19 protein-coding genes are annotated in these 25,351 nt (G+C 65.3%); 7 read left to right on the top strand and 12 right to left on the bottom strand.

From position 1 onward, the window contains the following. Positions 1 to 181: 181 nt before the first annotated feature. Positions 182 to 1,147 carry an aldo/keto reductase gene (locus K8P63_RS06785; RefSeq protein ID WP_223799056.1) on the top strand — a complete coding sequence of 322 codons (966 nt, stop codon included), beginning with the start codon at positions 182 to 184 and terminating at the stop codon, positions 1,145 to 1,147. Between the two features lie 24 nt (positions 1,148 to 1,171). Here K8P63_RS06785 and K8P63_RS06780 read toward each other — a convergent pair whose 3' ends face one another. Both K8P63_RS06780 and K8P63_RS06775 read right to left on the bottom strand, forming a co-directional pair. Next, positions 1,172 to 2,047 (bottom strand): succinylglutamate desuccinylase/aspartoacylase family protein, encoded by an 876-nt coding sequence (locus K8P63_RS06780; protein ID WP_223799055.1) that lies wholly within the window; start codon positions 2,045 to 2,047, stop codon positions 1,172 to 1,174. Further along, positions 2,019 to 3,254 carry a GntR family transcriptional regulator gene (locus K8P63_RS06775; RefSeq protein WP_223799054.1) on the bottom strand — a complete coding sequence of 412 codons (1,236 nt, stop codon included), beginning with the start codon at positions 3,252 to 3,254 and terminating at the stop codon, positions 2,019 to 2,021. Before K8P63_RS06775 ends, K8P63_RS06780 begins: the two co-directional genes overlap by 29 nt. Here K8P63_RS06775 and K8P63_RS06770 point away from each other — a divergent pair. After that, the gene (locus tag K8P63_RS06770; protein ID WP_223799053.1) at positions 3,239 to 4,513 is read left to right on the top strand and encodes a spinster family MFS transporter; all 1,275 of its coding nucleotides are present in this window, start codon (positions 3,239 to 3,241) and stop codon (positions 4,511 to 4,513) included. The genes K8P63_RS06775 and K8P63_RS06770 overlap by 16 nt on opposite strands. A 37-nt stretch (positions 4,514 to 4,550) precedes the next feature. Then, positions 4,551 to 6,263 carry a gamma-glutamyltransferase family protein gene (locus K8P63_RS06765; RefSeq protein WP_223799052.1) on the top strand — a complete coding sequence of 571 codons (1,713 nt, stop codon included), beginning with the start codon at positions 4,551 to 4,553 and terminating at the stop codon, positions 6,261 to 6,263. Here K8P63_RS06765 and K8P63_RS06760 read toward each other — a convergent pair. The 3 genes from K8P63_RS06760 to K8P63_RS06750 all read right to left on the bottom strand — a co-directional run bounded on the left by K8P63_RS06760 (position 6,257) and on the right by K8P63_RS06750 (position 10,800). After that, positions 6,257 to 7,504 carry a metal-dependent hydrolase family protein gene (locus K8P63_RS06760; protein ID WP_223799051.1) on the bottom strand — a complete coding sequence of 416 codons (1,248 nt, stop codon included), beginning with the start codon at positions 7,502 to 7,504 and terminating at the stop codon, positions 6,257 to 6,259. The two genes, K8P63_RS06765 and K8P63_RS06760, sit on opposite strands and share 7 nt — an antisense overlap. 31 nt (positions 7,505 to 7,535) lie before the next feature. After that, positions 7,536 to 9,827, bottom strand: coding sequence for a TonB-dependent receptor (locus K8P63_RS06755; RefSeq protein ID WP_223799050.1), 2,292 nt, complete (start codon positions 9,825 to 9,827; stop codon positions 7,536 to 7,538). 88 nt (positions 9,828 to 9,915) lie between these two features. Continuing rightward, positions 9,916 to 10,800, bottom strand: a complete 885-nt coding sequence (locus tag K8P63_RS06750) for a succinylglutamate desuccinylase/aspartoacylase family protein (RefSeq protein ID WP_223799049.1) — start codon at positions 10,798 to 10,800, stop codon at positions 9,916 to 9,918. Between the two features lie 270 nt (positions 10,801 to 11,070). Here K8P63_RS06750 and K8P63_RS06745 point away from each other — a divergent pair, with 270 nt between their 5' ends. Beyond that, positions 11,071 to 11,661 carry a peptidylprolyl isomerase gene (locus K8P63_RS06745; RefSeq protein WP_223799048.1) on the top strand — a complete coding sequence of 197 codons (591 nt, stop codon included), beginning with the start codon at positions 11,071 to 11,073 and terminating at the stop codon, positions 11,659 to 11,661. A gap of 68 nt (positions 11,662 to 11,729) precedes the next feature. Here K8P63_RS06745 and K8P63_RS06740 read toward each other — a convergent pair whose 3' ends face one another. From K8P63_RS06740 to K8P63_RS06730, 3 genes are all read right to left on the bottom strand, one after another. Continuing rightward, positions 11,730 to 13,928 carry a beta-glucosidase family protein gene (locus K8P63_RS06740; protein WP_223799047.1) on the bottom strand — a complete coding sequence of 733 codons (2,199 nt, stop codon included), beginning with the start codon at positions 13,926 to 13,928 and terminating at the stop codon, positions 11,730 to 11,732. 10 nt (positions 13,929 to 13,938) lie between these two features. Then, positions 13,939 to 15,492 carry a tryptophan halogenase family protein gene (locus K8P63_RS06735; RefSeq protein ID WP_223799046.1) on the bottom strand — a complete coding sequence of 518 codons (1,554 nt, stop codon included), beginning with the start codon at positions 15,490 to 15,492 and terminating at the stop codon, positions 13,939 to 13,941. 115 nt (positions 15,493 to 15,607) lie between these two features. Then, entirely contained in the window at positions 15,608 to 18,106 is a 2,499-nt protein-coding gene (locus K8P63_RS06730) for a TonB-dependent receptor (RefSeq protein WP_223799045.1), read from the bottom strand. Between K8P63_RS06730 and K8P63_RS06725 the strand changes: the two genes are divergently transcribed. Together K8P63_RS06725 and K8P63_RS06720 are read left to right on the top strand one after the other, a co-directional pair. Next, entirely contained in the window at positions 18,105 to 19,460 is a 1,356-nt protein-coding gene (locus tag K8P63_RS06725; RefSeq protein WP_223799044.1) for an MFS transporter, read from the top strand. The two genes, K8P63_RS06730 and K8P63_RS06725, sit on opposite strands and share 2 nt — an antisense overlap. Further along, positions 19,457 to 20,479 (top strand): LacI family DNA-binding transcriptional regulator, encoded by a 1,023-nt coding sequence (locus K8P63_RS06720; RefSeq protein ID WP_223799043.1) that lies wholly within the window; start codon positions 19,457 to 19,459, stop codon positions 20,477 to 20,479. The genes K8P63_RS06725 and K8P63_RS06720 overlap by 4 nt, the downstream gene beginning before the upstream one ends. 19 nt (positions 20,480 to 20,498) lie before the next feature. Here the strand turns inward: K8P63_RS06720 and K8P63_RS06715 are convergent, their stop codons facing one another. Then, on the bottom strand, positions 20,499 to 21,224 hold the full coding sequence (locus K8P63_RS06715; RefSeq protein ID WP_223799763.1) for a TetR family transcriptional regulator: 726 nt from the start codon (positions 21,222 to 21,224) through the stop codon (positions 20,499 to 20,501). On the opposite strand from K8P63_RS06715, the gene K8P63_RS06710 reads away from it, so the two are divergent. Continuing rightward, a complete protein-coding gene (locus K8P63_RS06710; protein ID WP_223799042.1) occupies positions 21,223 to 21,888 on the top strand; it encodes an O-methyltransferase in 666 nt (221 codons plus the stop codon). The genes K8P63_RS06715 and K8P63_RS06710 overlap by 2 nt on opposite strands. 68 nt (positions 21,889 to 21,956) lie before the next feature. Here K8P63_RS06710 and K8P63_RS06705 read toward each other — a convergent pair whose 3' ends face one another. From K8P63_RS06705 to K8P63_RS06695, 3 genes are all read right to left on the bottom strand, one after another. Continuing rightward, positions 21,957 to 23,072 (bottom strand): Gfo/Idh/MocA family protein, encoded by a 1,116-nt coding sequence (locus K8P63_RS06705; protein ID WP_223799041.1) that lies wholly within the window; start codon positions 23,070 to 23,072, stop codon positions 21,957 to 21,959. A 120-nt stretch (positions 23,073 to 23,192) separates the two neighbouring features. Next, positions 23,193 to 24,557 carry a sensor histidine kinase gene (locus tag K8P63_RS06700; protein WP_223799040.1) on the bottom strand — a complete coding sequence of 455 codons (1,365 nt, stop codon included), beginning with the start codon at positions 24,555 to 24,557 and terminating at the stop codon, positions 23,193 to 23,195. Next, a complete protein-coding gene (locus tag K8P63_RS06695) occupies positions 24,547 to 25,221 on the bottom strand; it encodes a response regulator transcription factor (RefSeq protein WP_223799039.1) in 675 nt (224 codons plus the stop codon). The genes K8P63_RS06700 and K8P63_RS06695 overlap by 11 nt, the downstream gene beginning before the upstream one ends. Positions 25,222 to 25,351: the final 130 nt, after the last annotated feature.

Here is a 25,351-nt window from a genome sequence, read left to right as displayed (position 1 = left end):
GATATAGCGCCATCAGGTGACGGTGCCATCGCTTTCCATGGCACGCCGTCTCATCGGGCGCATACCCTCGACGGCCCTAAAGCCGGTCTGAGCCCGAAGTCGGCGACGACCCACGGCTTTGGCGATTTGCAAACGCCGCCGCCCGTTATAGATGGCTAGATCGCAAACGGGAGAGCCGGCAATGGACTATAAGAATCTCGGAAAGACCGGGCTCAAGGTATCCCGTATCACGCTCGGCTGCATGAGCTTCGGATCGCCGTCATGGGCGCCCTGGGTGCTGGAAGAGGCAGCGTCGCAGCGGATTATCGCGCAGGCGCTCGATCTCGGCATCAACACGTTCGATACGGCCGACATGTATTCGCTCGGCGCGAGCGAGGAGATCGTCGGTCGCGCGCTGGCGAGCACGCCGCGCCACCGGCTGGTGATCGCGACCAAGCTCAACGCGGCGATGAGCGACGATCCCAATGATCGCGGCCTGTCGCGCAAGCACGTCTTCGCGGCGATCGACGCCAGCCTGCGCCGGCTCGGCACCGACCATGTCGACCTCTACCAGATCCACCGCTTCGATCCCGACACGCCGCTCGAAGAGACGCTCGAGGCGCTCGACGAGGTCGTGCGGGCGGGCAAGGTGCGCTACCTCGGCGCTTCGTCGATGGGCGCGTGGCAGTTCATGAAGGCGCTCGGTCTGCAGCGGCAGCACGGCTGGGCGCCGTTCGTATCGATGCAGAACCATTACAACCTGATGTATCGCGAGGAGGAGCGCGAGATGCTGCCTTTGTGCCGCTCGGAAGGCATCGGCGTGATCCCATGGTCGCCGCTCGCGCGCGGCCGGCTGGCGGGCCGGTCGGGCACGACCCGCGCCGCATCCGACAAGACCGCGGGAACGCTGTACGACAACGACCGGTCGAGCGAAGAGGCCGTCGTCGCCGCCGTCCGTACCGTCGCCGAACGCCACGGCGTGCCGATGGCGGAGGTCGCCTATGCGTGGGTGGCGACGCGTCCGGGCATCACCTCGCCGATCGTCGGCGCGACCAAGCCCGAGCATCTCGAGACCGCGATCAAGGCGCTCGATCTCACTCTGTCAGCCGAGGACGTGGCGCTGCTTGAGGCGCCCTATCGGCCGCAGCCGGTCGCGGGGCACGTCTGACGCCCGCCGGCGGCGCGGCGGCGATCAGGCCGTCGCGCCGTCCAGATCACCGACGAGGAAGCCGTAGTCGCCCGCCTCGACGAGGTTGCGGGTCAGATGGCCCATCACCATCACGCCGCGCGCGAACGGGCTGACGATCTCTTCGATCGTCTCGAACGTATAGGGGCTGACGATCCGTGCCAGCGGCGCGCCGCCCGCAATCGGTTCGCCCAGCGGCGGGGCGAGCGGTTCCAGCCAGCCCCCCTTGCGCGGGCGCACACCGGCAAGGCTGGTCACGACCGTCTGTGCGGGAGCCGGTGCCACCCCGCCCTCGATCGCGCCGAGATGGCGCAGCATGTTGATCACGCCTGCGACCGTGCGCTCGACGTAAGGGCCCTGATCGACGATGCCGCCGCCCAGCTCGATGACCGTCGTCGGGATGTTGCGCCGCTCGACCGTGACGGTCGTGCTGAGGCCGTTGAACACCGTTCCCTCGCGCCCCGTCGTCGGTCGATAGAGGATGCGCGAGCCGAAGCTGCGCGACAGCGCCTCGTCGTTCCAGATGTAGACGTAATCGACGGTCGGGCGGTCGGTGCCGGTGTGAAGATCGATATGGACGTCGATCTGCTCGAGGAATTCGCGCGTGATCGCCGCGGCGAGCTGCTGACTGAACGTGCCCGACGGATTGCCCGGAAACTGCCGGTTGAGGTCCAGCTCGTCCAGCCGCGCGAAGCGATGGTTGCCGGCGAAAGCATAGGGATTGGCGACCGGCAACAGCAGCACGCGGCCGCGCAGTTCGAGCGCGTTTAGCGCGCGAAACAGCTCCAGCGCGGCCTGCGCGCCGGTATTCTCGTTGCCGTGGACTGCCGCACTGATACCGATGGTGGGCCCGTCAGCCGCGCCGACGAGCTCGTGGATCACGAGGCTCGCGTCGTCTCCGTTGGCGAGCGTCGTGAATGCCGGACGCAAGATCCGAGCGGTCTTGAATGCCATTGGGTTCTTCCTGGGTATCCGGCCTGTCGCGCCGGAGAACGTCGCGTGCCCTCAAGGCCGCGAGAAACTGGCCGGTCGCGATCGGATCGGGGGTGTGGCGGAACTCGAAATGCTCGGCGTCTTCGGAGAGCAGCTCGATGATATGCTCCGCGCCGGTCGCATAGATCACGACATCGCGATCACGCAGCACCTCGGCCAGATCGACGGCATCGATCCAGCTGGTGCGGACGTCCGCGACGTGCGGCGTGAACTCGCGGATCGCATGCTTGAGGCTTGCGACATGCTCCTCGAAATGCGAGATTCCGGCGACGCGTGCGCGCGGATCGAGATTGGCGAGCGCGCTCCGCGTGGCCTGCGACGGGATCATGCGCAGCCCGGCCACCGACGCGCGCGGCAGCAGCGCGCGTATCTCATGCTCGCGATGGATCGGCACCAGCACGACGTCGCACGCCGAGCAGGCGGCGCGCGCGGCCTCGTCCTTTTGCAGATCGTCGATCAGATACACCTCGACCGCACCCGGCCCCTCGATCATCGCGGTGATCTCGGCCGCATAATCCAGCGCCGCCGCACGGAAGATGCCGATCAGGCCGATCCTCAACTCCTGCGACGGCTGCAATCGCGCCTGGGTCGTCACCATCGCCGCGAGGTCGATCGGCGTGAGGCCGATATCGGCCCCCTTCTCGATCAGCAGGGCGATATCGGCGCGCAGCGCCATCAGCTCGGCATCGCGCTTGCCTGCGCCGCTCGCGAAGGCGCCGACGCCCGGTCGGATCTCGATCAGGCCGGTGCCGCGTAATTCCTGATAGACGTCGTTGACCGTCATCGGCGCGACGCCGACCGCGAGTGCCAGCTCGCGCACCGAGGGCAGCCGTTCGCCCGCCGGGATGAGGCCGAACGCGATGACGTAGCTGAGCAGCCCGTGAAGCTGCCGCCCAACCGGAATGGGCAGGCTCTTGTCGATGCATGATTGGTCGAAAATGGCCATTTTGTTCTTCTTGTCTATGACACGAAGCGCCGTAACACAGCCCCCGGCGCTTCGCCAAGCGGGCATACGCGAATGTCGTTGCCAGTGTGGTGCAAACGTGTACCTTTCCGATGATACACGTTGGGGTTTACAGCATGGACCGATCTGCAAGGCCCTGGGCGCTATACAACAACCGCCAGCGCACCGCCTTCCTGTCGATCCTATTTTTCGTGTCCGCACTCAACAATCTCGACAAGACCGTCATCACGATCGTGCTGGAGCCGATCAAGCGCGAATTCGGCGTGTCCGATACCGCGCTCGGCGTGTTGAGCGGGCTGTCCTTCGCCTTGCTGTACGCGACATTGGGCATCCCCGTGGCGTGGGCGGCGGATCGCGGCAACCGCAAGACGATCATCGGCCTCGCATTGGTTATCTGGAGCGGCATGACGGTGCTGTGCGGCATGGCCCAAAGCTTCGTGCAGTTGGTCGTGGCGCGCATCGGCGTCGGTGCCGGCGAGGCGGGCGGCATCCCACCCGCGCAGTCGCTGATCGCCGATTATTTCCCGCCCGATCGCCGGGCGCGTGCGATCACCGTCTTCTCGGGCTCGCTGGTGGTCGGCTATCTGCTCGGCCTGACCGGCGGCGCGCAGATCGCGGCGCATTATGGCTGGCGGGCGACGATGGTGGCCGCCGGTATCCCCGGTTTGCTGCTGGCGCTGATCGTCTACCTCAAGCTCGACGAGCCGCGGCTGCGGCTCAGCCTGCCCGACAGGCATGCGACACGCGGCGCTGGCATGGCCGATCTGGTCGGCATCGCACGCACGCCCAGCCTGGCGCTCATCATCGCTGGAATCACGGTCTACAACGCCTTCTCGTCGGGCGTGTTCGCGTTCATCCCCCCCTATCTGATGCGCATCCTCCACGTGCCTTTGCCGCAGATCGGCTTCTATTATGGCGCGCTGTCCGCCGCGGCGGCACTGACGGGGATCTCGCTCGGCGGATGGCTGGTCGGGCGCCTGTCGATCCGCGACGTGCGCTGGCAGGCATGGCTGTGCGCAGCCGGACTGTTCGTCGCTCTGCCCTTCTTCGAGCTGGGCTTCCTCATGCCGAGCTACTCCGCCTTCCTCGCTACCGTCGCGGTCGGCATGGTCGCGCTCAACGTCGCTTATGGCGTGATGTACACCTCGCTCCATTCGGTGTGCGGATCGGGGCGTCGCGCGCTGGCGGTCGCGGTCAGCCTGTTCTGCAGCAACCTGATCGGCGCCGGGCTCGGGCCGGTGATAACGGGCGCGTTGAGCGATGCCTTCACCGCCAGCCACGGCGCGATCGGGCTTCGCTACGCGATGATGGTCGCGGCGCTGTGGCTGGCGGCGAGTGGGCTACTGATGCTCGCGGCCGGCCGGATCATGGTGCGCGAGCTTGCCGATTGAGCCGGTCGCACCGGCACCCTGTACGACGGAGACGATCATGATCCATCCCGCCCGCCTGCTGCGCCGCGCGGCCTCGTCCCTCGCGATCGTCGCGCTCGCCGCGCAACCGGCGCTGGCGGCCGAGCAGGGCCCGAAGCCCGCGGTCCATGCAAAGAACGCGATGGTGTCAGCCGGCAACGCGCTGGTGGCGCAGGCGATGCTCGACGTGCTGCGCAAAGGCGGCAACGCCATGGATGCCGGGCTGACCGGCGTAATCCTGCAGACCGTGGTCGAGCCGCAGATGGTCACCCTCGCCGGTGCGATGTCGCTGCTCTATTACGACGCCAAGTCGAAGCGTTATTATTATCTCGACGCAGAGTTGAACCATACCCGTGCCGGCGCGCCGGTGTCGCCGGGCTGGGTCCAGGTGACGCTCGATCCGATGCCGCTGCCCGAGACGTCGGGCCGCGCCATCGCCGTGCCGGGCACCGTCGCGGGGCTGAAGGCCGCCGCCGACCGCTTCGGAACGCTGCCATGGGCGCATTATTTCGCGCCGGCGATCAAGACCGCCGAAGACGGCTTCCCGATGTATTCGTTCCTGTATGCCGAATTGTCGGACGCGGCGATCAATCGGCTGTCGGCCTATCCGTCGGGCCGCGCCGAATTCCTGCCCAGCGGCTTCGTCCCGCCGGTCGGCGCGGTGATGAAGCGGCCGAACCTCGCGCGCACGATGCGCCGCATCGCCGCGGACGGGCCCGATTATTTCTACAAGGGCGAATGGGCGCAGCATTTCGTCGACGGGGTCCGGTCGGCCGGCGGCGAGATGAGCCTGCAGGATCTGGCGGACTATCGCGTCCGGTGGGAGGAGCCGGTCCACTCCAGCTTCCGCGGCTACGATATCTATGGTTCGCCACCGCCATCGACCGCGGGCGTGCTGACCGCGATGATCCTCAACATCGCCGAGCCGTGGGATCTGTCCCCCGCCACCCACTATGCGCAGGATGCCGCCAGCTTCTACCGCATCCGCCGCGCCTTCGAATTCGCCGAGGATTTCGCGGACGGCTTTGTCAAGGATCCGGTCGGCTACAATGTGCCGCTCGACACATTGCTATCGAAGGATTTCGCGCATCAGCTGACCCGGCTGATCGACGGCGGCATGCCGAAGGATGCGACGCAGGTCGCGGTGCAGCGGCCGACGCCGGCCCCCGCCGCCGACGGTACGAACGATCCCAACTCGACCGACACCGACCAGCTCGTCGCGGTCGACAAGGACGGCAACATGCTGTCGCTCACCCATAGCGTGAACGGGCCGACCTTCGGCACCGGGCTGGTGATCGACGGTGTCGTCACCAACGGCGCCAATTACTTCCCCGGACGCGCGATCGGCGACGGCCTGCGGACATTGTCGCCCTTCCCGCCGACGATCGTGGCCAAAGGCGGCGCGCCTGTGCTCACGCTCGGCTCGCCCGGCCTCGCGTCGCGCGCGGTCGCGCTGATGCTGGTCAACTATCTCGGCTACGGCCTCACGCTGGAGCAGTCGGCCGATGCGCCGCGCTTCCAGGGATCGCAATATTATCGCACCGCAACGATCGAATCGCGCGTGACCGACGAGACGCGGCAAAGGCTGGCGCAGCATTACGGCGTCACCGTGCGGACGACCGCGCCCTATAATTGGCACTTTGGATCAGTCCAGGCGATCGCCCGCCAGAGCGACGGGTCGCTGGTCGGCATCGCCGATCCGCGCCGGCCCGGCGTCGCCCTGGGCTATTGAGCGCGGAGAACGGGCTCCCCGGCGGACAAGGTGGATTTGACGATCTCGCCATCCTTGACCACTAGCACCACCCCGCTGCCGTCGCCGGCCAGCAGCGAGATATCCGCAAGCGGATCGCCGTCGACGAGGATCATGTCCGCAAGCGCGCCGGGCGCGATCGTGCCGATCTCCCCGGTGCGCATCATCAGCTCGGCGTTGATCGAGGTCGCCGAGCGCAGGATCTCGAGCGGCGTGAGCACCTCTGCGCGGATGCGGAACTCGTCGCATTGATGGACCTGCATCGGCCCGAGCAGATCGGTGCCGAGCCCCATCTTCACGCCGGCATCGCGGCATAGCGCGAGCGAGCGGCGGCCGGCAGCGGCGACGAGCTCGACCTTCTCCATCAGTTCGCCACCCCAGCCCAGCTCGGGCGCATGGCGCAATAAAGCGTCATAGGTCGCCAGTGTCGGCACGACGTAGGTTCCAAGCTCGGCCAGCACCGCCGCCGCCTCGGCGTCGATCAGATTGGCATGCTCGACCGAGCGCACGCCGAGCCGCGCGCAGCGCGCGATCGCATCCGCCGTATAGGCATGCGCCATGACGTAAGTGCCCCACCGCTCGGCCTCCTCGACCGCGGCACGGATCTCGCGATCCGAATATTGCAGCATCCAGATCGGGTCCGAGGGCGATGCGGCGCCGCCCGAGGCCATGATCTTGATCTGGGTGGCGCCGGTGCGGAGCTGTTCGCGTGCCGCCTTGCGCACCTCGTCCTCGCCATCGGCGAGCGCGCTGGTCGCGCCGGTATAGCCGCAGCCACACATGCGCGTGCCCGGTACGCGCATGTCACCATGCCCGCCCGTCTGGCTGAGCGCCTTGCCGCTGTAGAAAAGCCGCGGGCCGACGAACATGCGGTTCGCCAGCGCATCGGCCAGCTCGCGATCGGCGCCGCCGGCATCGCGCAGCGAGGTGAAGCCCGACGCCAGCGCGCGCTTCATCATCGCCTCGGCATGCAGCGTGCGCGCGACGATCGAGCTGCCGTCGTTCAGGCTGAGGTTGGCGTTGAACGCATAAACGTGCACGTGCGCGTCGATCAGACCGGGCATCAACGTGCGGCCGCCGCAATCCACCACGCGATCGAAGCTGCCTTCCGCCGCGGCCGAGACCTCGGCGATGCGCGCACCCTCGACGATGACGCTGTCATGTGCCTCGACACGATCGACACCGTCGAAGATGCGCGCATTCCGAAACAACAACCGCGTCATCGCCGCTCCTTACTCCCGTGCGCGACCTGCTTCAGAACGCCGTGCGCAGATTGAGGCCGACCGTCCGCGGCGTGGCACTATTCGTCAAGGTCCGGCCGACCCAGAAGGCACCCGAAAACTCGCGGGTGATACCAAGCGCGTTGAACAGGTTGTTGACGTAGAGATAGACGCCACGCTTGCCATCGGCGGTCTCGATGCCGACGCGGGCGTTGACCATGTCGTAGGCCGGGATACGCCGCGTATAGGTCGCGTTGGGCCTGAAGTCCGAATAAGAGTCGCTCAGGTGGTTATAGTCGCCGCGTAGATAGGCGTTCAGCGACCTGTTCAGCGGGAAGCGATATTCTGCGCTGCCGCCCATCGTCATCTTCGGCACGTAGGGAATGCGATCGCCCTTGAGGCCTGCGGCGAGGATCGTCGCGTTGGTCTGATCCTGCGTCAGCTCCGGGGTCATGTACGAGAAGCTGCCCGACAGCGTCAGGCCGCGCAGCGGGCGGATGCCGCCTTCCAGCTCGACGCCCTGCACGCGCGCATCGCCGGCATTGGTGATGAAGGTGAAGGTGCCCATCGTCGCCGCCGGACGGCCGGTAACCTGCAGGTTCGACCAGTCGATTCTGAACACGTCGAGGTTGAGCGTCAGCTTGTGCTGGAAGAAGGATGTCTTGATGCCAGCCTCGTAATCCCACAATTTATCGGACTGGTACGGCGTCAGCGCCTCGGGCAGGCCGATGACCTGATTGGCGCCGCCCGGCCGGAAGCCTTGTGCTGCCTCGAAATAGGCCATGATGTTCGGCGTGAACTTGTAGGATGCGTTCACCTTGACGACGGTGCCGTTCTCCTTGGAAGACGCCCGCGTGAGCGGGACCAGCCGCGCGCCCAGCAGGACATCGGCCATCGGCGTCTCGCCGGCGACGCTGCGCGAGTAATGGAAATAGCGTGCGCCGCCGGTGATGTTCAGCTTGCTGGTGATATCCCACGATAGATCGGCGAACGCCGCCGCCTGATTCAGCGTGTCATAGATGTTGCGATAGAAGACCAGCTGGCTCGCAATGGGATCGCCGTTGCTGTCGACGTTGTTCGCGGCATTGTGCACGAACTCATGACGGTGCGAATAGAAACCGCCGACGGTCCAGTTGAACGGTCCGGTGCCAGCCGAGCTCAACCTGAGTTCCGTGGTCAGCGCATGCACGTCCTGATCAGGCGAGACGACGCTGTCCGCCTGTGAATCGATCAGGCCGTAGAAGCTGCTCAGCGTGGTCGGCCCGCACGCCGCACCGCTATTGTACAGGCTGGCGCATGAGGCGGCCGTCCGCCGCGACTGGATCAGTTCCGATTGATCGTCCGCGCTCTTGATGTGTCGGACGAAGTAGGAGACGACGCCGGTGAGCTTGACGCTGTCCAGATCCCAATTGGCGGTCGCGCTGTAGAGGTTGAGGCGGTCGCGCACCGGCAAGCGCGTGAAGTAATCCGCATTGTAGCGGCCGGATTCCTTGATCCAGGTCGGCGTGTCCGTGTAGGTGCGATTGATATAAGCGGCCAGATCGAGCGTGAAGCGCTCGGTCGGCGTGACCCGCGCCATCACGCGGCCACCATAGGATTTCAGGCCGTTGATGCCTTTCACGCCCAACGTGACGTTGTCGATATAGCCGTCATTATGCTGGTAGAAGCCGACCGCGCGCACCGCGATCTTGTCGGTGATCACCGGCAGGTTGACCATGCCGTTGAGTTCGTAATTGAACCCGCCATCCTGCGTATCGGAGATCGAGGCATCGGCCAGCCCCTCGGTCTCGAAGGTCGGCTTGTTGTAGATGATCCGCAGCGTACCACCCATCGAACCCGCCCCGTACAGCGTCCCCTGCGGGCCGCGCAGCACCTCGGCGCGCTGGACGTCGAACAGCCGCAATTCGGGCGTCGTGCCGCCGGCATCGTTGGCCGTCCCGATCACGCCGGTCACCGGCGCTTCGTCATAATAAACGCCCACGGTCGGCTCGCCCGCCGCCTGGATGCCGCGGATCACCACGCGGCGGAACGAGGGGCCGGCATCGACGAACGTCAGGCTGGGAACGGCACCCGCCAGGTTCGAGATGTTCTGCACGCCGGACTTGGAGAGCGTGTCGCCGGTCACGGCCGAGATCGAGATCGGCGTCTTCTGCAGCGTCGTGTCGCGCTTGAGCGCGGTCACCACGATCTCGCCGTCGTTCGGCTGCGCCGCATCGGCAGCGCCGGCATTGGCCGCCTGCGCCGCGGCCACTGTCGACCACGACAATGCCGCGGCCAGGATCGTCGATAGCGCACTTCCTCGCAAAAGCATCTTGCAGTTCGACATTGAATGACCCCTTTTGGAAGACGTTGCCTCTCGATCGCGTTTCTGTTCTCGTGGATTGCCGAATTGACGTCGGCCTTTGCTTTTGTGTTCAGGCGACGGTCGGCTCGGCGCTGTCGAGATCGCCGACCATGAAGCCGAAGTCCCCGGCCTCGACCAGATTGCGGGTGAGGTGCCCCATCACCATGATCCCGTTCGCATAGGGGCTGCGGATCTCGTCGATCGTCTCGAAGGTGTAGGGGCAGACGATGCGCGCCAGCGGATCGGCGCCGCGCACCGGCTCGCCGAGCGGGGGGGCCAATGGCTCGACCCATCCGCCCGACGTCGGCCTGATCCCCGAAAGCCGCGTGATGATGATCTGGTCGTCGCGCCGCGCGACCTCGCCCTCGATCACGCCGAGATAGCGCAGCATGTTGAGCACGCCGTCGACCGTGCGCCGGACATAGGGCGTCTGATCGACGATCCCGCCGCCCAGTTCGATCACCGCTGCCGGGATCTTGCGCAGCCGGTAGGTGACGTCCGCGCTGGTGCCGCGAAACGCCGATTCCATCGATCCCATGTCCGGCCGATAAAGGATCTTCGATCCGAAGCTGCGCGTCAGCCCTTCGTCGTTCCAGAGATAGGTATAGTCGACGGTCGGACGGTCGGTGCCGGTGTGAAGATCGATATGAACATCGATCTTCTCGAGAAACTCTTCCGTGATCGTCGCAGCCAGCTGCTGCGTGAACGATCCCTGCGCATTGCCGGGAAACTCGCGATTGAGATTGAGATTGTCGAATGGCGCGAACCGCCTGTTTCCGATCATCGCGTAGGAATTCGCGACCGGGAGCAGCAGCAGACGCCCCGAAAACGGGATCGATGCCAGTCGACGGTACAATTCCAGCATCGCCTGCGATCCGGTATTCTCGTCGCCATGCATCGCCGCACTGATGCCGATCGTCGGACCGTCGCCATCGCCGCCGATCAATTCGTGCATTGTCAGCCGGCAGTCCGTCCCATTAGCCAGCCGCGTGACCTTAGGCGTAAGAAGGCGCGTTCTATGGATCATTAACACCATCCATCCGATGAGAAGAGAATCGCGAAGCCCGTTATAGAATGGTAGAACGATGTCGATCGACCGCGCAAGCGACCTTGAAAGATTTATGACAGCCGCAGGATTGCCCCTGCTTGGGCGCTGGCGGCGACGTCAGCGCGTACCGGGGCAGCTCTGTCAGAGGGGCAGCGCAGCGGCGGTCCGCGCAAAAGGATGCCAGAGTCCGGCCATGGATCCAGTCGTTCGGGAGACTGTATAGTGCCTATCATCCATCTAATCACGGATTATGGCGACGTATTTCTGGAGATCGACGTCGAAAACACGCCTTTGACTGCAGATAATTTCCTCCGCTACGTCGATTCAGCGCTCTACGATGGCGCGAGTTTTTACCGCGTCGTGCGCTCGCATGACGACCCGACCGGAATTCCCATCGACGTGATCCAAGGCGGGATCGGGCGCGACAGCCGCGCTTATCCCGGCATCGGCGTGGAAGCGACGCAGGCGACCGGTCTCCGCCACAGGCGAGGCACGCTTTCGATGGCGCGGATGGTGCCGGGCTGGTCGACCGCGCTGGCGACGTCGGAATTCTTCATCTGCCTGAGCGACGCGCCCGAACTCGATTTCGGTGGCCAGCGCAACGGCGACGGCCAAGGTTTCGCAGCCTTCGGCAATGTCGTCAGCGGAATCGATATCCTGTCGACGATGCACGACCTTCCGATCGACCCGGACAAGATGGCCGGGACAAGCTTTGCGGGGCAGATGCTGCGCGACCCACCGCGCATCCTGCAGGCCCGACGGGCCTGAACCTCATCCTGAAATAGACATGGCCTGCAGATGCCGGCCATGATCACGACCCCGTCGACCCAAGGATCTCAATTCACGACCGGTGCGTCGACCCGAATGCGGCCTGCCAGCGCCCGATCGGCTGCCTCGTGACCGACAACCAGCGGAAGCGCTGCCGACGGGACGGTCCAGCGTTTCGCGCCGCTGTTCCATGCCGCGACGGCGCGCGGATCCACCGTCACGCTGATCGTCTTGGCCTCGCCCGGCTTCAGCGTCACCCGCTGCCAGGCGGCGAGACGATAGCTTTTGACCCCGGCGCTGTCGGGGGCTTCGACATAGACCTGCGGGACGTCTGTCCCGGATCGCTTTCCGATATTGGCGACGGTGAAGCGCACATTCGCTCCCTGAACCGTCAACTGGGAATAAGTGAAGCGCGTGTAGCTCAGGCCATGGCCGAACGCGAAGAGCGGCCGCTGATCGCGTATCTGATACCAGCGATAGCCGACATTCGCGCCCTCTGGATAATCGATCGTGAAGTGCGGGATGGGCCCGTTCGGATCCGTCCGGTCGCGCGCATGCAGCAGGTCGAGCCCCACCGGCTTCGGGCGCGGCGCCTGCGTCTCGGCGGCGGGAAAGGTGATCGGCAGCCTGCCCGAAGGTTCAGTCCGCCCGAACAGGATGTTGGCGATCGCCTCGCCCCCGCGCTGTCCGGGATACCACGCTTCGATCACCGCAGGCACATGCTGCAGCCACGGCATCAGCACCGGGCCGCCGGTCTCCAGCACCACCGCCGTGCGGCGGTTCGCCCTGGCCACCGCCGCGATCAGCGCGTCCTGATTGTCCGGCAGCGCGAGCGTCTCGGCGTCCTGCGCCTCGGTCTGCCACTGCCAGGCGAAGACGATGACCATGTCCGCACCGACGGCCGCCTTCGCGGCAGCGGCGGGATCGCTGCCGTCGATATAGTCCACGCGGGCATTGGGGGTGAGCGCACGGATCGCGTGCAAGGGCGAGGACGCATGCCACGTCATCCGGGCGAAGCTGGCCGCTTCCCCCCGCGCGAGCGGAATCTCGACCGGAACGCCGCCGACCGAGCGCACCTGGCTCGATCCGCCGCCCGAAAGCACGCCAACGTCGGCATGCGCGCCGATCAGCACGATCCGCCGCGCATCGCCCATCACAGGCAGCAGATTGCCCTCGTTCTTGAGCAGCACGATGCCCGCTTCCGCTGCGCGCTGCGCCACATCGGCGTGCGCGGCGAAGTCGATCGGCGTGGCCGCATCGGGCAAGGGATCGTCCATCGTGCCGGTCTCGATCATGCCCGTCAGGATGCGCTTGACCATGTCGTCGAGCCGCGATTGCGGCACCTGTCCGCGCGCCAGCGCATCTTCGAGCGGCTTGCCGAAGAAGACCTGCGCGTCGAGCTGCTGGCCCGATTCCTGATCGAGCCCGCCAAGGGCCGACGGAATGGTGGAATGGACCGCGCCCCAGTCCGACATCACCCAGCCCGGATAATGCCAGTCCTGCTTGAGCACGGTCGTGAGGTTGAAGCCGTTTTCGCAGGCGTGCGCGCCGTTCTGCAGATTGTAGGCACACATCACCGATCCCGGCGCACCGTCGGCGATCGCGATCTGGAACGCCAGCAGGTCGCTCTCGCGGAGCGGTGCCTCCGCCAGGCGCGCATCATAGACGTTTCGGCCGGTCTCCTGCGGGTTGAGCACGAAATGCTTCACCGTCGAGACGATATGGTTCGACTGCACGCCGGCGATCGCCGCGCCCGCCATCCTGCCCGCGAGCAGCGGATCCTCGCCCATATATTCGAAATCGCGCCCGCCCCATGGATCGCGCGTCAGGTTGACGCCGCCGGCGAGCAGCACGTTGAAGCGCTTGGCGCGCGCTTCCGCACCGATCATCGCGCCGCCCGCGCGCGCGATCGCGGGGTCGAAACTGGCTGCGGTTGCCAGTGCGGAGGGAAGCGCGGTGGCGGTATCGCCCTTGCGCTCCTCGACCTGGTTGGCGACGCCGAGGCTCGCATCGCTCTCGCGCAACGCCGGGATGCCGAGGCGCGCAATGCCGGGGACATAACCGGCGGACGGCACCCAGCCATCGGGCATGCCCGGCGTCGGCGCGCCCGTCGGCGGATACCACCAGCCGTGGACGAGCTGCAGTTTTTCGGCCTGCGTCATTTTAGCGACCAAAGTCGCGGCGCGATCGGCTGCGGTCTGGGCCGCGAGCGGTGCGGTCAGCAGCGAGGCCCCAAGAAGCCATAAGGTGCGGCGGAAGCGGAACATGCCATGCCTCTCAATGATGGTGATATTGGCTGATGAGCGCGCGGTGCGCGGGCAAGGCGGCCAAGGCCTGTGCCTGAGCCTGACGCACCTTGCCGAAAGTCGCGATCGCATCACGGCCGGCGTCCGGACGGGCGGCGAAGCTGTGCCGGCCTGCCTCGGTATCAAACCCGAGCCCGAACAGGATGTACGCCCAGCTCGGCGGCAGGAAGGTTTCGTAATCGACCACGAAATCGAACCGCGAGGGCGCGCGGTGGCGCCACTGCGCCAATTTGTCGCGCAGGCCTTCCGGCCAGGTCGCGGGATCGCGATTGTCGCGCCAATAGGCGCTGTCGACGCGACGGCTGATGCAATAATGCAGCTTCAGGAATTCGGCGATGGCGGCAAAGCGTGCGGCCATATGGCGATTGAACGTGCGTGCGGCGGCGGCCCGTGCGTCCTTGTCGATACCGCCGCCGATCATCTCCGCCACCATGCGCGCGGCGACCTCGATCAGCATGATGCCGGTCGATTCGAGCGGCTCGAAAAAGCCCGCCGCGAGGCCGATCGCGACCGTGTTGCCGATCCACTGCTGCGTGCGATAACCGGTGCGGAACTTGAGCAGGCGAAGGTCGAGCCTGTCCGCCTGCGGGCCGCCATAGCGGCGTATCTCGCGCTCGGCCGCGTCATCCGACATGTGGCGGCTTGAATAGACACAGCCGGTCCCACGCCGGGTCGCGAGGCCGATATCCCAGATCCAGCCGCCCGGATGCGCCGTCGCGCAGGTATAGGGGGCAATCGGCTGGTCGGGCCGATCATAGGGAATCTGCATCGCGATCGCGCGATCGTTGAACAGCACGTCTTCGACCGAGTGGAACGGCGCGCCCAAAGTCTCGCCGATCAGCAATGCCCGAAACCCCGAGCAATCGACGAACATATCGCCGGCGACCACGCGCCCGTCAGCAAGCGTCAGCGTGCTGACGTCGCCATCGTCGGCGCGGGCAACGGATGCCACGGTCCCCTCGATCCGCGTCACGCCATCGGCGGTCGCGACGCCGCGCAGCCATGCGCCGAATTTGGCGGCGTCGAAATGATAGGCGTAGTTCATCGGACCCGAGAAATCGGGATCCCGCCGCATCTTCGGGCCGCGGCCCGCGCGGATCAGCCTTTCCTGCACCGTGACGGCATCGGCATAGGAAGGCCGCGCCGGATCCTCGCCGCTGTCCAGCCAGAAGGGCAGCAGGCCCGGCGCGTCGCCGCCGACCGGCAGGTTGAAGGGGTGGAAATAATCGTCCGCCCCGCCGGCGCCCGGCGTCGGGCCGCCCGCCCAATCGACGAAGCGAACGCCCTGCTTGAAGGTGGCGTCGCTCGCGCGCAGGAACTCGGCTTCGCTCCGGCCCAGCATGGCGAGGGTCGAACGCAGCGAGGGGAAGCTGCCCTCGCCCACCCCGATCGTGCCGATGTCGGCGGATTCGATCAGGCTGATCGTCCAGCCGTCCGGGCGTGCCGCGATCGCGCGCGCCAGATAAGCGGCGGTGAGCCAGCCCGCCGTCCCGCCGCCGACAATCACGATGTGCTTGGCAGTCATGGTCCAGTCCTAGTCCGACCGACGTTCCCGAGTTCGTCAAAAAGTCCGCCGCCGTTCAAGATCTAAACGGCGGCGGCGAGCGCCGGTTCGGGGTACGTACCGGCCAGGGAAATCGTCAGAACTTCGCGCGGACCCGCACACCCCACGTCGCCGGCGCCTCGTAATTGGAGAGGAAGACCGGGACGAGGCCATTGGTCGGGCCCGACACGCCCGCGCTGGTGCGGATGCGCTTGTCGGTGACGTTGAGGCCGAACGCCTCGATCTCATAGCGGTCGCCCGGCGACGCATAGGTCAGGCCGAGATCGATCTTGGCATAGGCCTTCTGCTGATCGTAGGCGGTGCCGAGCAGCCCCTTTCCGGGCAGGTTGGCGGCGGCGTAGCCGCTGGTGCCGTCGCCGTTGAAGTAGCTCAGCCAGCTGCGCGTCTCGTAATGGACCGTGCCGCGCGGCGTGATCCGGGCGCCGTTGACGAGCGGGAAGTCATGCTCGTAGGTGCCGGTCATCGAGAAATGCGGCGCATGCGGCAGTTCGTTGCCCTTCAAATCGCGATAGTTCGTCGGTGCGACATTGTAGATGCCGTTGTTGACGGTGACCAACGAGTCGAATCGCGTATGCTGGTAGGTCGCCGCCAGATTGACCCGGTCGAGGCGGGTAATGTTGGCGGTCAGTTCCGCCTCGACGCCGTAGGCCTTGGCGCCCTGCGCGTTAGTGGTGACGATCTGGCTGCCGGTGATGTTCCCGGCAGCGTCGCGCGTCGTTTCGGCCTGATTGACCTGATAGCCCTTGAAGTCCTCATAATAGGCCGCAAGGTTCAGCGTCGCGCGTCCGCCAAACAGGCGCGACTTGGAACCGACTTCATAGTTGGTCAGCGTCTCGGGGCCTGCGAGCAGGCCGCCATCCTCGATATTACCCGATTTGAAGCCGGTGCTGACGCTGCCATAGACCAACGTGGTGTCGGTCACCTGCATGTCGGCCCGGGCGAGCCACGTCACCTTGTTCCACTTGCCCTTGGTGTCGTTGTTGGTCGTGCCCCACAGGCTGCCATAGCCGAGCGCCGCGCTCTCCGCGTTCAAGGCGTTCAGTACTTGGGTGATATTGCCGGCGCCGTTGGTGTCGATCCCGAAGATGCCCGGAATGTTCGACGTGGCGTAGCAATTCGGGTTGGTGGACGCCGCACCGCCGCAATAAGTGAGGTTGCGCCCGCCGATATCCTGCTTCTTGTCGCTCGTATAGCGGATGCCGCCGGTCAGGTTGATCCGGCTGGTCGCGTGCCACACGGCCTGGCCGAAGGCCGCACGCGAGTCGATCTCGCGATCTGCCTGGACGAACGTGCCCGACCAGTTGAAGGTGCCGTCGCGATAGCCGTTGCGCTGATCGATGTCGAAGCGGATCTTGTTGACCTCGTGGCTGTAATAGCCGCCCAGGATCCAGTCGATCGCATTGTGCCCGATCGACTTAAGCTGAACTTCGTGGCTCCAGAAGTCGTAGCGCGAATAAGCCGTCCGGTTTTCGCCGAAGGCGCCGTTGGGCAATACCAGGGTGCCGGTCGCGCTCTGCGTCGGTGCATGCGCACCCGCATCGGCATCGGAAACCGCGTTGCCGCCGACGCGCGAGAAGCCGGCGACGTAAGCGAGCTCGATATGATCGGTGAAATCATAGCTCATGTTGGAGCGGACGCCCCATGAGTAACGATCGGTCTCGGGCGCGGTATCGACCAAGGCCGACCAGAATTTCTGGCCCGGCGCGGGATTCTGGTTCAGCGCGAGGATCGGCGAGCCGGTATCCTTATAATATTCACCCGACAGATCCCACTTGAACCGGCCGAGATCCCAGCGCGCGGACAGGCGCGCCGACTTCTGGTCTGCGGCATCATATTTCTTGCCGCTGGTGACGAAGGCCGACCGATTGAGGCCGGGAATGCTCGGCGGGGTCTGATAATCGATATAGCCGTCGTGGCGATCGGTGATGAACGCCGCGCGCAGCGCGAAATTGTCCGTCACCGGGATGTTGACCATCCCCTTCACGCCGACCCGGCTGTACGAGCCGCCGACTGCTTCGACATTGGCATGGAAGCCGTCGAGCGTGGGCTTGGCGGTGACCATGCTGATCGCGCCGACCGTCGCATTGCGGCCGAACAACGTGCCCTGCGGGCCGCGCAGCACCTCGACCCGCTGCATGTCGTACATCAGCACCGAAGCGCCCTGCGCGCGCGGCGCATAGATGCCGTCGACGTAGATCGCGACCTCGGGGTCGGCGACTTCGGTGTAGGCGCTGTCGTTGCCGATGCCGCGCAGCGTGAGCAGGATGGCGCCCTGATCGCCCTGCTGGGCGAAGTGCAGGCTCGGCACGAAATCGGCGAGGCCGGTCACGTCCTTGACCTGCTGCCGGTCGAGCGACGCCTGGCTGAAGGCCGAGATGGCGATCGGCGTCCGCTCGAGGCTGGTTTCGCGCTTGGTCGCGGTGACGACGATTTCGCCGACCTGGCCGCTATTGTCCGTCGGTTGCGGCGCCGCACTTGAAGGCGCGCCGGCGGTCGCCGTCTGGGCGAAGGCGGGCGCCGCAACGCCGAGAATGGTCGCGAGCGCGCTGCTCGCGGCAAGCATATGCCGAGTCATGAAATCCTCTCCTGAAAGCATGGTTTTACACCCGCTTGCGGGCCTTCAACCCGAAATGGACATCGATGTCAAAATGTTTCTGACATCGATGTCCATTTTTGCCTTTGGCGCTTGTCTGGCACCGCCAACCGCCTACGGTCGGCGCATGGAGAGTGCTGCCGATCGCGCCGAGAACGACATCATGGCGCGCCTTTTCCGCCTGATGCCGGGCATATTCTTCGGCGGCGGCCTACTTGCCTCGATCGAGGCGCTGCTGGTGCCGCGACTGAAGCTGGTGATGCACATGGGCTATGCCGAGGCGATGCTGGCGCAGCTCGCTTATTATTCGAGCTATTTGCTGTTCGCGCTCCCTGCCACGTGGCTTACCGCGCGAACGGGCGCGTTGCGCGCCATCGCGGTGGCATTGTGCATCATCTCGCTCGGATGTTGCGCTTTTGCGGTGGCACAATATTCGTCGCGCTATGCGGCGATGCTGGCCGCATTGCTGATGATCTCCTCGGGTGCGACGATCCTGCAGATTGCGTGCAACGGGCTGATGGCTACCTATGGCGCGAAGGCAGCAGCGGTATCGCGCTTCACGTTGCTGCAGGCGTTCAACGCGGTCGGCACCGTAGCGGGGCCGGTCATCGCCGCCTGGTTCCTGCTTGGCCAAGCAGGTCCGACGATCCCGCTCGTGCCGTTTCTCGCGCTTGCGGCGGGGTTCGCGATCCTTGCAATCTGCATCGTGCGCGACCGCAATCTGCTGCCCCATGCGCATGCGAGCGCTCCCACGCTGACGCGCATGATCGCCCTGATCCGCCGCCCGAAGATCGCGACCGGCACGGCCGCGATCTTCGCTTATGTCGGCGCGGAGGTCACGGTCGGGATTCTGGCGGTCGGTTACCTGACCTTGCCCGATAGCGCGGCGGTAATGCCGGTCGCCGCCGGGCGACTGGTGGCTCTATATTGGGCGGGCGCGATGGTCGGCCGCTTCGCTGGAGCATGGGCGCTTCGCCATATTGCTGCGCAGCGGCTGCTGGCGCGCGCTGCTATCGTCGCTGCTTTGCTCATCGCTGCCGCGATCCTATTGCATGGATATGTCGGCAGCGGTGCACTTCTCGCCGTTGGCATATGCAATTCGATCATGTTTCCGACAATTTACGGGCTTGCCATGCCTCGCGACCATCAAGATGTTCCCGCAGCGTCGATGTGGCTATGCATTGCGGTCATCGGCGGAGCTATTGTACCAATGCTGGCCGGCATCATCGCCGACAGGACATCACCGTCGATGGCGCTGATTCTGCCTGCCTTATGCTATCTGGTGATCTTGATGTTTGCTCTGTCCGCCGATGATCGTCCGGAGATGCAAAGGTGATCCCCACCATCAAGGATGTCGCTGCGCGCGCGGGCGTCTCGCCGAAGACCGTCTCGCGCGTCATCAATGGCGAACTGCACGTTCGCCAGTCGCTGCGTGATATCGTGATGCGTGCGGTGGACGAATTGGGATATCGGCCGAACGCGTTCGCCCGCAGCCTGTCGAGCGCGCGCTCCTATCTGCTTGGCATCTTTTGCGAGGATCCGGCCTCGGGTTATGCCATCTCGATGCAGCGGGGCGCCCTCGCCCGCTGTCGCCAGCGCAACTATCACCTGCTCGTCGAGCCAGCCGATCTTTCGACGACCAATTGGCAGCAGGATCTGACCGCGACGATCTCGTCGCTGCATCTGGATGGCGCGATCCTGGCGCCGCCGATCAGCCAGAGCGGCGCGATGATCACCTTGCTCGACTCATTGCAGGTCCCGCATGTCTGCATCGCGCCCGATCCCGAAGTGCGCGTGCGCTCGGCCACGGTCGAAATCGACGAACGCCAGGCGGCGAGCGACATGACGCGCCATCTGATCGGCCTCGGCCATCGCAGGATCGGCTTCATCGAAGGCGATCCGCGCCATTATGGCAGCGCCGCACGCAAGGCCGGTTTCATCGCCGCCATGCGCGATCACGGGCTGACGATCGATCCCGGCCACATCCAGCCGGGCGACTTCTCATTTCGCGCCGGCGTCGAGGCAGGCGAGCGCCTGCTCGGGCTTCAGCCGAGACCGACGGCCATTTTCGCGAGCAATGACGACATGGCGCTCGGTGTGTCGGTCGCCGCGGTCAAGCATAATGTGCCCGTCCCCACCGCGCTCTCGATCGCGGGTTTCGATGATGCGTCTTCCGCGCAGGTTGCGTGGCCGCCGATCACGACGATCCGGCAGCCGGTGGAAAAGATGGGCGCTGCGGCGATCGATATCTTGGTCGACCCGCGATACCGATCGCGCGACGACCGCGTCGGGCTGAGCGTGTCGCTGGGCTATGAACTCATCGAGCGCGAAAGCACCGCCCCGTCAAAGGATTGAGCGGCTCCCTCCTCGCCGCCTATGCGGCTCCGCCGCCCGCCAGACGCTGCAGGTAGGCGCACAGCATGTCTGCGACGGCATCAGCGTAAGCGTGGATCTCGCCCGGGTTACGAGGGACCGCTGAAAAGCTGCTGCCGGCTCCGCTCAGCGTCGACTTCATGAGTTCTCCCGCAAGCAGGCGTTGCGCATCATCGAGGCACGGCGCGCTTTCCTGCAGGAAGGCTTGGACGATATTCGCGCTCTCGGCATGCGCCTCGGCCGCTTCGGGGGCGTCGCGGTAGAATGGCGCCGCATCGTCGAGCGCGATCCGGATCGCGGCCTCCTCGCATTCGGAGTGGATGAAGGCGTGGACCAGCGTCCGCAATCTCGCGTCCGGCGGCGTCGTCCGGTCTTCGAGGATTTCGCGCAGCAGCGCGGACGTCTGCCGCCACTCGTCGCTTTGCAGCCGGAACAGGATCGCCGCCTTGTTGGGGAAATATTGATAGAGCGAACCGACGCTGACACCCGCCCGCTCGGCGACACGGGCGGTGGTGAAACGCTGCGCGCCCTCGGCCTTCAAAACCTGAACAGCGGCGTCGAGCACCGCCGCGACGAGGCCGTTCGAGCGCGCCTGCTGCGGCGCCTTGCGCGAGGAAACTCCGATGTTTCGCGGCATGCCCGAACGAACTCCCGCCAATGCGAATAGGCAAACATGACGAACTAATCGTATTTTCTCCGACAGGCAAATGCCTGCGGAGAAACCCATGACCACGCTTACCAACGCACCCGTCGCACCCTTGCTCGACCGCCTGTTCAAGGAAGCCCAGGCGGCCCATCCGATGACCAATCCGGCCTTCGCATCGATCTCGAGCGAGGAGCGGCTGCGCCTGATGCGCAGCAAGGCTGACTATCGCGATTTCTACGCCGCGCTGAAGGATTATCCGCTGCCGGTTTCGCGCGAAACCGGCAGGCTCCTCTACATGCTGGCTCGCGCGACCGACGCACGCGCGATCGTCGAGTTCGGCCTGTCATTTGGCCTGTCGACACTGCACCTCGCCGCGGCGCTGAGGGACAATGGCGGCGGCCGGCTCATTACGACCGAATTCGAGCCCTCGAAGGTCGCGCGTGCCCGCGACAATCTGGCGGCCGGCGGCCTGTCCGATCTGGTCGAGATTCGCGAGGGCGACGCGCTGGCGACACTGGCGTCCGATCTGCCCGACACGATCGACCTGCTGCTGCTCGACGGCGCGAAATCGCTTTACCGGGACGTTCTGGGGCTGGTCGAAGGCCGGTTGCGCAAGGGCGCGGTCATCATCGCCGACAATGCCGATCACTGCCCCGACTATCTGGACTATGTCGGCGCGCCCGAGAATGGCTATCTCACCATGCCGTTCACCGACGAGGTCGAGCTCAGCATCCGCCTGGGCTGACCGTATCTCGCCGGTGATCGGGTTCGCCTCGATGCCCGACCGTGCCCCTAGACAGGGCACGGTCCGCGTCAGGCCGATTGCGGGACGACGCTGATCAGATCTTCCTCGCTTGGCTCCTTGGCCGGCTTCAGGGCAAGTGCCTGATCCGCTTCGATCCTGCGGCTGCGATGCATGGGTTCGAGCGTGACGGCCTCGCCCGTTTCCAGCGAACGTTCCACAGCGGCGAGCACGCGCATGTCGAGAAAGCCTTCCTCCGCATCCGCCTCAGGCTCGCGCCCGTTGAGGATGCAGTCGGAGAAATATTGGGTCTCGTTGCCGAACTGTTCGACCGGATCGAAATTGTGGGTCTTCGTGCCGTCCGCCGTGGTCTCGGTATAAGAGATGCCGATCTTCGGACCGAACATGAAACACGGCGAAGCATCGATCGTCGCCTTCGTGCCGACAAGCGTAAAGCGCTCCGCCGGCGCCGTGGCGTAGCTGACAGTGAACTGCGCCAGGCGGTCACCCGGAAAGCGAAGCGTCACCGCGACCGTGTCGTGGAAGTTGAAATTGCGACCGGCGGTCTTGGAGCCGATGGCATGGACCCAGATCGGCTCCTCCCCGAACAGGTTCCGGACCGCATTCAACGGATAGGTGCCCATGTCCGGGACCGGGCCACCCCAATATCCGTTATGTCCGCGCGAATTTGCCTCGGCGACATTCTGCGCAAAGCTCGCGGTGAAGAAGCGCAAATCGCCGAAGTCGCCACGTTGGGCTCGCGTGACCATCTCGACCGTGCCGGGCTCGTGGTGGAGGCGATAGGCGACCATCAGCTTGGCGCCGGATCGCTTCTGGGCAGCGACGATCGCCTCGGCGTCCGCCAGGCTCGCCGCGACAGGCTTCTCGAGCAGGACATGGATGCCCGCCTCGAGCGCCGCAAGGACGTACGGCGTATGAATGAAGTTGGGCGTCGCTACATAGACGGCGTCGATCTCGCCAGAGCGCAGCAGCGCGTCATAATCCTCGTAAGACCAGGATTTGATCTTGTAGAGGGCGGCAAGTTTGTCCGCCTTGACGGGATCGCCGGTTACCAGCGCCGCCAGTTCCGAATTATCGGTGCGTGCGATGCCCGGCATGAAGGCCTGCTGGGAAATCTGGCCGCCCGCGACCACCGCGTAACGCACCTTCTCCTTGCGTCCGAACATGCAAGCTCCTGGTTTGATTAGGAAGAAGCATGACAAACGATGCGCGGACACTTTTGGTTGCCCCGCACAATGCATACCAAGGCGGCACATGCACCTCGCCGACCCTGCTTTCGAACCAGGTCAGTCCGCCTGCTGCGGGCGCGGAAGCTGCAGTTCGGCGATCAAGCCGGGACCGGCGTCGCCGAGCGACAGGCCACCGCCATGCGCCTTCGCGATGGAGCTGACGAGCGACAGGCCAAGACCATGGCCGGGCTTCGATCGGCTGCCATCCAGTCGGCCGAAGCGCCGTAAGGCCGTGTCCCGATCCAGCGGCGCGATGCCGGGCCCGTCGTCGCGCACGGCGATGACGGCGCAGCCCGGTTTGCTAATGACCGTGAGGACAATCGTCGTGCCCGGCCCGGTATATTTCAGTGCATTCTCCAGAAGATTGATCACCGCCTGGGCGATCAGTTCACGGTCGCCTTCGACCGAGACGGCCTCGCTCGCGCCCAGCACGATCGTCTGGGCCTGATCCTCTGCGATCGGTGCGAAGGTAGCGGCGAGTTCGGACGCGAGTGTGCTTAGATCGACCCGCGCGAAGCCCTCGCGCCGGCTGCCGCTTTCCACTTCCGAGATCCTGAGGATCGCGGCGAACAGGGCAAGCAGGGACTCGCTTTGCGACACGGCGGATTCAAGTTCTCGGGGCTCGATCTGAACCTGCTCGCCAGCCTCGCACATGGCGAGCAATTTGTTTCGCAGGACGGCGAGCGGCGTGCGCAGATCGTGGGCCACGTCGGCCGAGATCTGCCGCAGCTGGTCCATCAGCGCCTCGATACGATCCAGCATCTGGTTGAAGACGATCGCCTGCCGATCGAACGGCCCGCCCGAACCGTCGAACGGCATCCGCTGCTTCAGATCGCCCGCCATGATCGAGCGCGCGGTGCGCGTGGTGACCTCGATCCGCCGGCTGATCGAGGCCGTCATCGCCAGACCGGCGATCGCGCCGATAATGGCCGTGACGGTGAGCGAGATCGCCCCGATCCACAGAAGCTTCGCGTGCAGCTCCTCGACCGGATCATTGTCCGCCACCAGGACGAGCAGCGATCCGTCGGCGCGCCGCACGCCGAGCGCCCGCCCATGATCCGGCTTGCCCGATGCCTCCACGAAATCGACATTGGCGAAGCCCACCGGCGGAAAGCGCAGGCGGACGTTACCGCTGATCACGCGGCCGTCCGCGCTCAACAGCAGATAAGCGAGATCGTCGTCGCGGGCATGCCACTGCCGTTCGGCGATCCGCCGCTGGATCTCGCCCAGGCTTGTGTCGGGCCTGCCGGAGAGGATCGCGCGGCTCTCGGTGGTGAGACGCGCGTCGAGATCGCCGATGAGCGAGCGCATCGCCTCATAATAGATGGCAACGCCGGACAGCATCAGGCCGAACGCGAACAGCCCGCCATAGAGCAGCGTCGTCACCCACAATGGGCGGAGCGTGCGCGACCTAAAGATCACGGATCACGTATCCCGATCGGCGCACCGTTGAGATGATGTTGTCGGCGCCGATCGAGCGCAGCTGCGCGCGCAGCCGGTGGATGTGCATCTCGACGATGTTCGATTCCGGCTCGAAGTGATAACCCCAGACCGTCTCCAGCAGCATCGTGCGCGTGACCACCTGGCCGATATTTCCCACCAGTTCGCGGAGGATGCGAAACTCGGTCGGCTTGAGGCGCAATATCGCGCCGTCGCGCTTCACCGTCTGGTTGAGCATATCCACCTCGACCTCGCCGAGATGGACGACCTGCGACGCGACCTCGTTTCTCGACCGCCGCAGGATGGCGTGGAGCCGGGCGTTGATCTCGGCCGAATCGGCCGGCTTGACGAGGTAATCGTCGACCCCCGCCTCCAGCCCTTCCAGCCGGTGAACCAGGTCTCCCAACGCCGACAGCATCAGGATCGGCACGACATTGGCGCCGCTGCGGAGACGCTTCACGACATGGATGCCGTCCGCCAGCGGAAGCATGCGATCGAGCACGATCGCATCGAACTCCTGATCGCCGGCATAGAAGATCGCGTCGCGCCCGTCGCGGGCGACGACGACAGAATGATCCAGCGCCACCAGATCGCGTGACAGCGCTGCTGCCGTGTCCGTATCGTCTTCAACAACCAGAAGGTGCATGTCGACGCCTCCGTCGCCCCGGAAAGGAGCGATCCTCCGCTGCAGGCGCCCATGCGCAATCGGAGGCCTCATGTAAAATGGCAAAAATATAATTTTATCGTCGCTGACCCGTCACCCGCTGGTCCCAGTG

The sequence above is a fragment of the Sphingomonas nostoxanthinifaciens genome (genome assembly GCF_019930585.1).
Lineage (GTDB): Bacteria > Pseudomonadota > Alphaproteobacteria > Sphingomonadales > Sphingomonadaceae > Sphingomonas_I > Sphingomonas_I nostoxanthinifaciens.
Note: the sequence above shows the minus strand (reverse complement) of the source record. Positions and strands in the feature narration are given on the sequence as shown.

Excerpts from the sequence above, each read along its gene's own strand:
- K8P63_RS06745 (WP_223799048.1), top strand. The coding sequence starts at position 11,071 with ATGCCAGAGTCCGGCCATGGATCCAGTCGTTCGGGAGACTGTATAGTG.
- K8P63_RS06785 (WP_223799056.1), top strand. The coding sequence starts at position 182 with ATGGACTATAAGAATCTCGGAAAGACCGGGCTCAAGGTATCCCGTATC.
- K8P63_RS06765 (WP_223799052.1), top strand. The coding sequence starts at position 4,551 with ATGATCCATCCCGCCCGCCTGCTGCGCCGCGCGGCCTCGTCCCTCGCG.
- K8P63_RS06695 (WP_223799039.1), bottom strand. The coding sequence starts at position 25,221 with ATGCACCTTCTGGTTGTTGAAGACGATACGGACACGGCAGCAGCGCTG.
- K8P63_RS06725 (WP_223799044.1), top strand. The coding sequence starts at position 18,105 with ATGAAATCCTCTCCTGAAAGCATGGTTTTACACCCGCTTGCGGGCCTT.
- K8P63_RS06710 (WP_223799042.1), top strand. The coding sequence starts at position 21,223 with ATGACCACGCTTACCAACGCACCCGTCGCACCCTTGCTCGACCGCCTG.
- K8P63_RS06740 (WP_223799047.1), bottom strand. The coding sequence starts at position 13,928 with ATGTTCCGCTTCCGCCGCACCTTATGGCTTCTTGGGGCCTCGCTGCTG.
- K8P63_RS06750 (WP_223799049.1), bottom strand. The coding sequence starts at position 10,800 with ATGCACGAATTGATCGGCGGCGATGGCGACGGTCCGACGATCGGCATC.
- K8P63_RS06735 (WP_223799046.1), bottom strand. The coding sequence starts at position 15,492 with ATGACTGCCAAGCACATCGTGATTGTCGGCGGCGGGACGGCGGGCTGG.
- K8P63_RS06755 (WP_223799050.1), bottom strand. The coding sequence starts at position 9,827 with ATGTCGAACTGCAAGATGCTTTTGCGAGGAAGTGCGCTATCGACGATC.
- K8P63_RS06705 (WP_223799041.1), bottom strand. The coding sequence starts at position 23,072 with ATGTTCGGACGCAAGGAGAAGGTGCGTTACGCGGTGGTCGCGGGCGGC.
- K8P63_RS06730 (WP_223799045.1), bottom strand. The coding sequence starts at position 18,106 with ATGACTCGGCATATGCTTGCCGCGAGCAGCGCGCTCGCGACCATTCTC.
- K8P63_RS06770 (WP_223799053.1), top strand. The coding sequence starts at position 3,239 with ATGGACCGATCTGCAAGGCCCTGGGCGCTATACAACAACCGCCAGCGC.
- K8P63_RS06715 (WP_223799763.1), bottom strand. The coding sequence starts at position 21,224 with ATGGGTTTCTCCGCAGGCATTTGCCTGTCGGAGAAAATACGATTAGTT.
- K8P63_RS06760 (WP_223799051.1), bottom strand. The coding sequence starts at position 7,504 with ATGACGCGGTTGTTGTTTCGGAATGCGCGCATCTTCGACGGTGTCGAT.